The organism is Cupriavidus sp. NPDC089707 (genome assembly GCF_044748965.1).
In the GTDB taxonomy this organism is placed as follows: domain Bacteria; phylum Pseudomonadota; class Gammaproteobacteria; order Burkholderiales; family Burkholderiaceae; genus Cupriavidus.
This window is the reverse complement of the sequence record NZ_JBIVHB010000019.1, coordinates 108,773-118,336: the sequence shown is the minus strand read 5'-3', so window position 1 is coordinate 118,336 and position 9,564 is coordinate 108,773. Positions and strand designations below refer to the sequence as shown.

The window sequence follows — 9,564 nt, the reverse complement described above, 5'->3', positions numbered from 1 at the left end:
GCGGCCACACTGCGCGTCAAAACCGAGCATCAACCACTGTACTACCGGTTCCTGGCGGCAAGCCGGCATGAGGGGCATGCAGTCATCTCTCCCGCGCGCGGGAGAGGGGAGCAAACCGGCAGCAAGCAACCAGTAACCGCCTGATTAACGCTGGGATCATGGCCAAGCTACGCGATGTACCCGGTATCCGCAAATACGACGGCCCCGCCGGAAGCTGGGGAGCGCTGAAGGCGACGGCCACGGCGATCCGGCTGCAGATGGATACCGTCAAGGCCGCGATCACGCTGCTGCGCACCGCCGGATACGGTCCATCGGGGAGTACGGGCCGTGCCGGCCCATGACGTAATCGCGCTTCCTACATTCCCCCGTCCGCGACGCCCCGCACGCCCGGCGCTTGCGCATTCGCACCTAGAGGCCAATGCTTGTTGCTATACCCACCTCGCGGAGCAACGTCATGGACACACGAAGCGAATTGCAAGCCACCGTCGACGCCATGGTGCAGGGCGCCAAAGGCCTGCTGGCCGCCGATGAAAGCGGGCCGACCATCGCCAAACGGTTCGACCGCATCGGTGTGGCCTCCAACGAGGAGAGCCGCCGGGCGTGGCGCAGCCTGCTCTTGTCCGCGCCGGGCCTGGCTGAGTTCATCAGCGGCGTGATCCTGTACGAGGAGACGCTGGGCCAGCGGGCCGACGATGGCACGCCGCTGCCGGAACTGGCCGCGCGCCAGGGCATCGTGCCCGGCATCAAGGTGGACAAGGGCAAGCTCGCGCTTGCGCATGCTCCCGGGGACGAAATCACCGAGGGCCTCGACGGGCTGGCAAAACGGCTTGCCGGCTATCGCCAGCAGGGCGCGCGCTTTGCCAAATGGCGCGCGGTCTACAACGTGTCCGACACGCTGCCGGGCCGGCTTGCCATTCACGCCAATGCCGAGGCGCTGGCGCGCTATGCCGCGATCTGCCAGGAGGCAGGCGTCGTGCCCATCGTCGAACCCGAGGTGTTGATGGACGGTGCGCACACCATGGCGCGCTGCGCCGAAGTCACCGAAACCGTGCTGCATGCCGTCTTTGATGCCTTGCAGAGGCATGCGGTGGTGTTCGAGCACATGCTGCTGAAGCCCAGCATGGTGCTTCCCGGCAAGGATGCCGGGCATGCGGCGCCGGGAGAGGTCGCCACGCAGACCCTGCAGGTGCTCAGGCGTACCGTGCCCGCCGCGGTGCCAGGTATTTTTTTCCTGTCCGGCGGGCAGACGCCTGCCGAGGCCACGGCCAATCTCGACGCGATGAACCGGCTGGGCCCGTTGCCCTGGCGGCTCAGCTTCTCCTACGGGCGTGCCTTGCAGGAGCCGCCATTGCTGGCGTGGCGCGGCGAGCCAGCCAATGCCGCGCTGGCGCAACGGGCGCTGCTGCAGCGCTCGCGGCTCAACGCCATGGCGTGCCTGGGGCAATACGAAGCGGCGATGGAGAACGCCGCTGCCTGACCAGCGCCGGGCGGTCGCGTCTTACCCGGCGCGACGCATTGACTGCGCGAGTTCGCCGTAGCCCCGTGCTTCCAGCGATTCCGCGGCACTTAGCCGGTCACGCGCTTCCCGGTTCTGGCTCAGCTTGACCTTGCCCTGCAGCGACGTGACGGCGATCTCGATGCCGACGATATGGCGCAGCAGGCCGTCGATGAATTCGGGCGCGGAATCGCCCATCTTCCACGGCCTGGGTTCGTCCGCCTCGTGCCGGCGCGTCAGGCGCGCGACGATGCGCCGGACGAAGCGTTCGTCGTCATGCACGGTAAGCGTGCCGTGCGCGTGGACCACCTCGTAGTTCCAGGTCGGCACCTGGCGGTGCGCCTCGTGCTTGCTCTGATACCAGTTCGGCGAGATGTAGGCCTCGGCGCCCCGAAAGACGACCATGACCGGCGTGCCGGCAGGGCAGCGCTGCCAGACCGGGTTGGCGCACGCCACGTGGGCGGTGAGCACGCCGTGCGGCCCCGCGTCGGCATCGAACTCGAACGGGATGTGATCGGCGTCCAGCGTGCCGTTTGCCTGGGTGACCAGCATGCCGAGCGGATGCGCGCGGATGATGCGCGCAAGTTCTTCGGGGCGGGTTTCGGCGAAGTGAGCAGGGATGTACATGGGGCGAATCGTGTCGAAGGCGTCGTAGCAACTGTCGCTTGTAACTGGCACAATCGGAAGATCCAGTTTTCACGATTCTTTATGGGCCAGTTTCGCCAGCCGACCGGCACACAATCGGGCGCCACCGGCGCGGGACGCCGCATCTACGACCTGCTGCGCGGCCAGATCGCGGACGGCACGCTGCGGCTGGGCGCCCCCGCTCCGTCCACGCGAGCGCTGGCGGCCGAGCTGGGTGTATCCCGCACCACGGTCACCGCCGCCTACGAGCAGTTGGCGGCCGAGGGCTTTCTCGTCACGTCGGCGGGGCGCGCGGCGCGCGTTGCCAGCACGCTGGCGGGGCCTGCGCCTGTCACCGCGTCCGGGACGGCGCGCCTTGCCTCCCGTTTGCCGCTGTCCCGGTTTGGACGCCGGCTGGCGGACATCGGCATGCCGGCACTGCCCGACGCGGAATCGCTTCGCTTCGACTTCCGCTATGGCGCGGTGGCGTCCCGGGATTTCCCCGCGCTGGCATGGCGGCGCGCCTACCAGGCCGAACTGCTGCGTCAGCAGGACGGCCTTTACTATGCTGCGCCGGAAGGCGACCCTGCGCTGCGCCGCGCTCTCCAGGGCTATCTGCGACGGGCTCGCGGGCTTGCCTGCGAGCCCGGGCAAATCGTGGTGGTGAATGGCTCTCAACAGGCCATAGACCTGTGCGCGCGGTTGCTGCTGGATGCCGGCGACGCCTTCGCCTTTGAAGATCCTGGCTACCTGATGGCCCGCTGCTGCTTCGAGGCGACCGGCGCCACGTGCCTGCCCACGCCCGTGGACGAACATGGCCTGGATACCGCCCGCCTGCCGCAGGACGAGCGCGTCCGCCTGGCGTACGTGACGCCATCGCACCAGTTCCCGCTGGGCGGCGTGCTGCCGGTCGGCCGGCGCATGGCATTGCTGCAATGGGCACAGCGCCACGATGCCTGGATCGTCGAAGACGATTACGACGGCGAGTTCCGATACGGCCAGCGACCGATCGACACACTGCAGTCGATCGACACCGACGCGCGCGTGATCTACGTCGGCACTGTCTCCAAGGCACTGTCGCCGCAATTGCGGCTCGGCTACGTGGTGCTGCCCGCCGAACTGGTGCCGGTGTTCCGGCAGGCCAAGCGCCTGGCCGATCGCCATGCGCCAGTGCTGGAGCAGCGCGTGCTGGCGTCGCTGATCGAGAGCGGCGCCTATGAACGCCATGTGCGGCGCATGCGACGGGAGAACGAGCGGCGCCGCGCGGCATTGCTGGATGGCATTGCTCGCTTCCTTCCTGCGGATGCCGAGGTCAGCGGCACGGCGGCCGGCCTGCATGTGGTGCTGTGGCTGCCGTCCCTGCGCCCGCGGGACGAAGCGGTGCTGGTGGCCGCTGCGCGGGAGAAGGAAGTTGGCGTTTATCCGTTGTCGCCGCTGTTTGCAATGCCGCCGTCGCAAGGCCGGCCGCGACCCCTCGGACTGGTGCTGGGTTATGCCAGCCTGACGACCGCGCAGATTCTGCAAGGCATGCGTAGCCTGGGCACGGTCATCGCCACGATGGGCCGGTGAATGCCGCTACGGGCGAACGCATCTGCGGGCGAACCGATCCTGGCGTTGGTGGACTAACAGGCAGCAAACCGCAGGAGATAAGCATGTCGCACATCACTTATCCCAACGAAAGCGCCGAATACCGCAAGGCGCGCAACGCGCTGCTTGACGAAGAAATTGCGTTGCGAAGGCATATCGAGGCCGTCGCGGCTCAACGCCGCGCGCTGCCGCCAGGCGGCGAAGTGCCACAGGACTACGTGTTCGAGCGCATCGGCGCGAACGGCATGCCCGAGAAGGTCGAAATGTCCACGCTGTTCGGCCCCCATAGCACCCTGATCCTGTACAGCTTCATGTACGGCCCGGACCGCGACACGCCATGCCCGATGTGCACGCTCTTGCTCGACTCCGTCAACGGTGCGGCGAGGCATATCGGCCAACGTGCTGCGCTCTATATCGTGGCCAAGTCGCCAATCGCCCGGCTTGTCGCCTGGGCGCGTGAGCGGGGATGGGCGCATTTGCAGTTCCTCTCGACCGCGGGCAACAGTTACGACGCCGACTATTTCGGAGACTCGACGAAACTGCCGGCGGAAATCCGGGCCTCCAGCGGCGGGAAGCCCGGCGAGGAATGGGACGACACCGCGTTCAACGTATTCCGTCTCGACCGTGGCAAGGTCCGCCATTTCTGGGGCAGCGATCTTACCTGGGCGCCATCGGAACCTGGCACGGACCACCGCTCCGGCGATGCCGTCAGTGCGTTCTGGGGACTGGTCGACATGACCCCAGAGGGGCGTGGGCAGTTCATGCCGAAGCTCGCCTACTGAACGCCGCCGATAGCGGCCTCCATCGCTTCAGCGGCTGCTGCCGGACTTGCGCTTCCTGACAGCACGCAGCATCAGTCCCGCCAGCATGGCGACGACTGCCAGGATGCCGATGGCGATGAAGAACGGCAATGGCTGATCGACGGCCAGGCTTTCCCCCGCGACGACAATGCCAAGCGCGTAGCCCCCTTCGGCGATGGCGATCGCGGCCAGGAATTTCGGAAAGGGGTAACGCATCGTGCCGAAGAGATAGCCGGGAATTTCCGACGGCACCGCGATACAGAACAGCAGCACCGCCCAGAATTTCATGCGCCGGGACACGTAGTCCTGGTACTTCGCCAGCTTGTCCGCGTAACCGCTGCGCGCGAGCAATGGATAGGCGAGCCGGCCGATGCCGTAGGCGGCAGCAGCGCCCAGCAGCCAGCCACCCCAGAGGAGCAGAACGGTGAGCGGCTTGCCCCACACCGCGCTGGCCGGCGGCACCAGGACCACGCTCGAGGCGAAGGCGAGCATGGCAGACACGGCCGAGAACAGGAAGAAGACGAGCGCGCCAGCGCCGCGGTGCTGTTCCATCGTCGCCTGCGCCCAGGCGATGGCCTGGTCGGCAAGGCCCTTGAAGGGAGGCGAGAGGACGATCAGTGCGACCAGCACCGCCAAGGTGCCGACTGCTAACCAGAACCAGATGGCGTGCCGATTGGCAGACAATTTGCTCAGCATACGAAAATTAGAACCACAGGCCTTGCCGAAAGTTTCGATCCCACTGTCGAGCGGATCGATGCATCGGGCAGGACGGCATCGACATTCAACTGGCTGATTAGCTCAGACGCACGTCATATTGGTCTGTTGAGGTCGAGGATGTAGCGCAGCCAATTGCTGCCATTGGATGGCGCATTCTCAATACGCCAGCCAATCATTTCGAACGGGCTCGTCATGACACAAGGCTTTCATCTGCGTTGATGCTGGTAACGCCCGTGCCGTCGTGTGTAACCGCGATGTAGCCGGCGGCTAGCCTGGCGGCGACTTCGAGGTTTGCCTGTGCGGCACGTACTGCAAGAGGTTGACGGCCATTGCAAGCTCGGGGGCACATGCCAGCCCCAGCGTACTGTCTTCATTCTGAAACGTTTTTTTCGATTTGCGCTGGCCGCCAATCCTTCCACCCCGACATTCCCGAAAAGAATCAAGAAGCTAGCCTTGGTTGGCACCGATCTCGCTTCGCCTTTTAGATCAATTCGCTATTCCGGGGAGATGCCGGGCGTGCGCCGGCGACGCCGGTGCGCGCTCAAGTTGGCAGTGAAGCTGCCGCCCGAAGGAAGTTTTGGAGGGCCCCGGACGAGACCAACGATGTCGTCCCGGGAGCTTCCCGGCCTTCCGCCGCTGGCGGAATGTTCCGCCCGCCCAGGGCAAGCCAAATGCGCCACAGAAATCAGTGAAGGAGGGCGCCACAAGTACCTTGGTTGAAACAGCTTTCTAAGGTTGGGGCACTGCTGGCTGCTGGCTGCTGGCCTTCAAACTGTATCCCTGAATAGATGGCCTCAAAGGAGGTCGTATGGCAAATCGTCGTAACGCCCTGTCACTGGCGGTGACAGGCACATGCTCGTTCTGGCTTATCGCCGCGCTGCCCGGTGCCGCTTCGGCGGCCGATGTATGCCCTGCCGCGGGTGTGGCGGTATGTGGGGTAAACAGCGGCCTGGTTCCGATCCACAAGGATTTTATCCACACCTCCCTTATATGGAACAAAAAATACGCCAAATGTCCCAAGATGCTGATCTGGATGCGGCCATCGGAGTACAAGCCGAAGCACTATCTCAACCCGACGGTGCACGGCGGTGGCTTCCCGGGATTCAACCCGAAGTACATCGAACTGGTACAGGGCGGTTTCGGGCTCGGGCAGCTGGACGAAAGCGGCTGGTCGCGCCACAGCCCTGACCTCGAACGAGAAAACACACAGATCGTCGATGTCTGTGGACTGCAGTACTTGATCGATGCCGGCATCTTCACCAAGACGGCTATCGCCGATCTGACCAGCGCGGAGCTCAGCTTTACCGAGCCGTTCTTTTCGGACGCCGGCTTCTCCAGGGGACTGGGATATAACCTGTTCTGCACTGGCCACGTGGCCGGCATCGATGGCCGCATCTACGTAGTCGGGCTGCATGACAAGGGCGGCAACAATGGTGGCAGGAAAGTCAACATATTCGACCCCAGGACCGAGCAATGGGTATTCAGGCCTACGCCCTGCGTCAGGTCAGGCTTCGAATCGGATCCGACCGGCGTCCTGTCGCATTGCAATCCGCTCAATGAGGACAACACCGACCCAAGGATTTCCTCGGACCTGAAATATCAACGGTGGTACCCGACCGCCGTGACCCTGCCCGATGGGAAGATCCTGGTCCTGTCCGGCTCGGACCAGGATACTAGCGTAGGGCCGGCCAATGCGAGCGCCACCAAGGTGCGGCAAGCGGTGCCGGAGGTGTATGACCCCAAGACGGACACGACGGTTGCACTGGAGAGCGCGCAGAAGCTGCTGCCAATGTATCCGCGCGCCTTCGTGGTCCAGACCGGCCCCGGCGAGAAGGACTGGAAGGTCGCGGTGACATCCGAAGTCGTGCCACCCCTGCCTGGACAACCGGGTGGGCTCAATATCCGCGGATATGACCCGTTCTTTTACAGCGGCAGGACCTACCTGTTCGATGTCCAGGCCGCACTGGCCGATCCGCTGATCGCCACGCCGGCGCAAAACCATTGGCAATATGTCGATACGGCGCAGAATGCCCACGACAGTGGCGCCGGGGTCATCATGGTAACGATCAACGCGGATGGCACATGGTCCCAGGATGTGTTCCTGTTCGGCGGATCGAATGGCGGCAACACACCGGCATCAGCTGTTGCGGAAACGATCAATTTCTCCAGCGCGGCGCCAAAATGGAAGCCCCTCGCCAACCTGGCCATGCCGGTCCAGCAGAACAATGTGGTCGCGCTGCCGGACGGGAAACTGCTGGTCGTTGGCGGTGCCGATGGCAACGTAAACAGCCTTGTCTACCAGATGTTCGATCCGGCCGACGGTAGCAGGACCGACGTGGTCACTTCGCCGGTGCCCCGGCATGACCATTCCACTGCGCTGCTGATGCCAAATGGTGGTGTATGGGTGATGGGAGGCAACCGGGTCAACCTGATACCAGGATCACCCCAGACGCAGGCGCAGCGTGACGCCGCCGTACCGGTCCTCGAGTTCTACAGGCCGCCGTATTTCTTCAAGGGCGCGAAGCCGATCATCACTAACAGCCCAAACAGCATCCACTATGGCCATAGCTTCAAGCTTGACGTCTTCGGTGCCGAGGTCGAATCGGTGACGCTGGTACGTACTGGTCCGATCACGCACAACTGGAGCTGGGGAAACCGCTATGTGAAGCTGCCAGTCCGGGCTCAGAACTACGGCAAGCTGGAAGTCACCGCTCCGCCGCTGCCAGGGCTTGCGATTGCCGGCGACTACGTGCTCTACGCGGTTGGCAAGAACGGGGCCGTCAGCGAAGGGCGCCATGTGGTGCTGAAGTCCAAAGGTGACCCTGCGAATGATTAGACCTGGCAGATGTTGACCGCACGAACCCGTTCGGCCCCTTCGTTCACGAAGCGGCCGAACGGGCCAGACTGCGCTCCTGCAAATCCATGGAACTTGACGGCCCGACCCAGGGCCGGGCGTTTCTGTTCCTGTTCCTGTTCCTGCTCCTGTTCCTGCTCCTGTTCCTGCTCCTGTTCCTGTTCCTGTTCCTGTTCCTGCTCGTGCCTGTTCTTCCAGTCAACGCGCAACTAAAGTGAGCCGGCACGAGGCGGCCGAAGTCGCGCCGTTTCGCGTTGGCCCACGCTTGCTAGCCGTCCTGAACCAGCTTGAATGCGGCCCGGCATGCCGAGGCCAATTCGCGGGCCAGCTCCTTGCGCAGCGCGGGCCCGGTCGCCATCGCTTGGTCCATCCCGGCCGCAAGCTCGTGCACGGGCACCGCGGCCGGCGCGCCGGCCGCGCCCCAGGCCGCGGCGAACGCAACCTGCTTGCTGGCTCCGGGCGGTTGCGCGGGCCGCAGCAGGCCCAGCCTCGGCAAGGCAAAGGCGCCTGCGACGATGCCGCCGTGCAGGCTGCTGCCGATGAAGCCCTGGCTGTGCGCGATCAGCGCGCAGATATCCCACAGGTCAAGCGAGTCGAAGAGCGCGACGGGCGTAGCGGACAACCGCGTGGCTAGGCGCCGGTAGCAAGCCAGGTCGTCATGCCACGGCGCGGCGCCGGCGCGGAACAGCACCACGCCCAGGTGTCTGTCCCGGGCGATGCGTTCGAGTTGGGACGCCAGCTGCGACAGGGTTTCGTCGTCGCCAAAGTCAGCGCTGCACTGCACCGCCAGGTATCCGCCAGGAAAACCTGAGTCGATGCGCGCGCATGCGCCGTGGCCGGCGCGCCGGCGGATGCGGTCGCCGAACAGTTCAGCCACCAGCACCGCCGGATCCGGCTCCAGGGCGCAATCAATGCCGTTCTCCGCAAGCAAGGTCCGGGTCCACGGGTCTCGTACGCCGACGCTGGTGGCGGCACCAAGCTTGCTCACCACCTCGGCCCGCATGCCAGGCTCGACCGATCCAAGGTCAATGCCGCCCGCGGCATGGACGATCACGCGCCTGACATTGACGAACAGGTTGGCGGGCAACAGGTAGGGAGCAAGGTCCGGCACGCCCAACTGGTCGCGCGCCCACACCGTTCGCGCGTGCGGCCGGTGATCGAGCTGCGCCACCACTGCCTCGGCCTGCTCGGGGGGCAGCAGCATCACTGCCGCCTCCCACAGCGAGCAGGTCAGGATTTCACCGCCCACGTGGATGACATCGACGGCGGCGTTGCCCACGGTGGCGGAAAGGCGCGCCAGGGTGTGGACCTGATGGCCGCCATGGCGCCTCAGGTCGCGCTCGGCAAGACCTCCGTAACAGAGACTGTCACGGGGACTGTCCGGGCCGACCATGCGTTGCACCACATGCGCGAGCAGCAGATCGCCGAAGTTGTGGCGGTCGAAGGCGCCGAACAGGATCGTGTAGGTCGCGGCGCCTGCTGGCATG

The 9,564-nt window shown here is 65.1% G+C and carries 9 protein-coding genes; 6 read left to right on the top strand and 3 right to left on the bottom strand.

The annotated features are described in order from the left end of the window. The first annotated feature begins 158 nt into the window (after positions 1-158). Both ACIP1U_RS24935 and ACIP1U_RS24930 read left to right on the top strand, forming a co-directional pair. Positions 159-341, top strand: coding sequence for a hypothetical protein (locus ACIP1U_RS24935; protein WP_400320735.1), 183 nt, complete (start codon positions 159-161; stop codon positions 339-341). 113 nt (positions 342-454) lie between these two features. Beyond that, complete coding sequence (locus tag ACIP1U_RS24930; RefSeq protein WP_400320717.1) at positions 455-1,477, top strand: class I fructose-bisphosphate aldolase; 1,023 nt, start codon at positions 455-457, stop codon at positions 1,475-1,477. A gap of 21 nt (positions 1,478-1,498) precedes the next feature. On the opposite strand, the gene ACIP1U_RS24925 is transcribed toward ACIP1U_RS24930, so the two are convergent. Then, the gene (locus ACIP1U_RS24925) at positions 1,499-2,122 is read right to left on the bottom strand and encodes an FMN-binding negative transcriptional regulator (protein ID WP_400320714.1); all 624 of its coding nucleotides are present in this window, start codon (positions 2,120-2,122) and stop codon (positions 1,499-1,501) included. Between the two features lie 81 nt (positions 2,123-2,203). Here ACIP1U_RS24925 and ACIP1U_RS24920 point away from each other — a divergent pair, with 81 nt between their 5' ends. Beyond that, a complete protein-coding gene (locus ACIP1U_RS24920) occupies positions 2,204-3,688 on the top strand; it encodes a PLP-dependent aminotransferase family protein (RefSeq protein ID WP_400320711.1) in 1,485 nt (494 codons plus the stop codon). An 83-nt stretch (positions 3,689-3,771) separates the two neighbouring features. Beyond that, the gene (locus ACIP1U_RS24915; protein WP_400320708.1) at positions 3,772-4,488 is read left to right on the top strand and encodes a DUF899 family protein; all 717 of its coding nucleotides are present in this window, start codon (positions 3,772-3,774) and stop codon (positions 4,486-4,488) included. A gap of 27 nt (positions 4,489-4,515) precedes the next feature. Here the strand turns inward: ACIP1U_RS24915 and ACIP1U_RS24910 are convergent, their stop codons facing one another. Beyond that, on the bottom strand, positions 4,516-5,136 hold the full coding sequence (locus tag ACIP1U_RS24910) for a VTT domain-containing protein (protein WP_400320732.1): 621 nt from the start codon (positions 5,134-5,136) through the stop codon (positions 4,516-4,518). Between the two features lie 895 nt (positions 5,137-6,031). On the opposite strand from ACIP1U_RS24910, the gene ACIP1U_RS24905 reads away from it, so the two are divergent. Beyond that, the gene (locus ACIP1U_RS24905) at positions 6,032-8,059 is read left to right on the top strand and encodes a galactose oxidase-like domain-containing protein (RefSeq protein WP_400320705.1); all 2,028 of its coding nucleotides are present in this window, start codon (positions 6,032-6,034) and stop codon (positions 8,057-8,059) included. A gap of 86 nt (positions 8,060-8,145) precedes the next feature. Then, the gene (locus ACIP1U_RS24900) at positions 8,146-8,295 is read left to right on the top strand and encodes a hypothetical protein (RefSeq protein WP_400320703.1); all 150 of its coding nucleotides are present in this window, start codon (positions 8,146-8,148) and stop codon (positions 8,293-8,295) included. 50 nt (positions 8,296-8,345) lie between these two features. Here ACIP1U_RS24900 and ACIP1U_RS24895 read toward each other — a convergent pair whose 3' ends face one another. Further along, the gene (locus ACIP1U_RS24895; protein ID WP_400320729.1) at positions 8,346-9,563 is read right to left on the bottom strand and encodes a polysaccharide pyruvyl transferase family protein; all 1,218 of its coding nucleotides are present in this window, start codon (positions 9,561-9,563) and stop codon (positions 8,346-8,348) included. Position 9,564: the final 1 nt, after the last annotated feature.

Excerpts from the sequence above, each read along its gene's own strand:
- ACIP1U_RS24920 (WP_400320711.1), top strand. The coding sequence starts at position 2,204 with ATGGGCCAGTTTCGCCAGCCGACCGGCACACAATCGGGCGCCACCGGC.
- ACIP1U_RS24900 (WP_400320703.1), top strand. The coding sequence starts at position 8,146 with ATGGAACTTGACGGCCCGACCCAGGGCCGGGCGTTTCTGTTCCTGTTC.
- ACIP1U_RS24915 (WP_400320708.1), top strand. The coding sequence starts at position 3,772 with ATGTCGCACATCACTTATCCCAACGAAAGCGCCGAATACCGCAAGGCG.
- ACIP1U_RS24935 (WP_400320735.1), top strand. The coding sequence starts at position 159 with ATGGCCAAGCTACGCGATGTACCCGGTATCCGCAAATACGACGGCCCC.
- ACIP1U_RS24895 (WP_400320729.1), bottom strand. The coding sequence starts at position 9,563 with ATGCCAGCAGGCGCCGCGACCTACACGATCCTGTTCGGCGCCTTCGAC.
- ACIP1U_RS24905 (WP_400320705.1), top strand. The coding sequence starts at position 6,032 with ATGGCAAATCGTCGTAACGCCCTGTCACTGGCGGTGACAGGCACATGC.
- ACIP1U_RS24930 (WP_400320717.1), top strand. The coding sequence starts at position 455 with ATGGACACACGAAGCGAATTGCAAGCCACCGTCGACGCCATGGTGCAG.
- ACIP1U_RS24925 (WP_400320714.1), bottom strand. The coding sequence starts at position 2,122 with ATGTACATCCCTGCTCACTTCGCCGAAACCCGCCCCGAAGAACTTGCG.